At 33.3% G+C, this 264-nt stretch carries 1 pseudogene; it reads left to right on the forward strand.

The features are described from left to right. Positions 1 to 264 (forward strand): annotated as a pseudogene (locus GUI70_RS25845) (dihydrolipoyl dehydrogenase); the annotation flags it as partial.

Raw genomic sequence — 264 nt, forward strand, 5'->3', positions numbered from 1 at the left:
ATTCCTTCAAAAGCATTACTACATGCTTCTCACCGTTTTGTTGAAGCACAACATTCTGAAAACTTAGGTGTTATTGCTGAAAGTGTTTCTTTAAACTTCCAAAAAGTTCAAGAATTCAAATCATCAGTTGTTAATAAATTAACTGGTGGTGTTGAAGGCTTACTTAAAGGTAACAAAGTAAACATCGTTAAAGGTGAAGCATATTTCGTAGATAACAATAGCTTACGTGTTATGGACGAAAAGAGCGCACAAACATACAACTTT

The sequence above is a fragment of the Deinococcus alpinitundrae genome (genome assembly GCF_009982895.1).
In the GTDB taxonomy this organism is placed as follows: domain Bacteria; phylum Deinococcota; class Deinococci; order Deinococcales; family Deinococcaceae; genus Deinococcus; species Deinococcus alpinitundrae.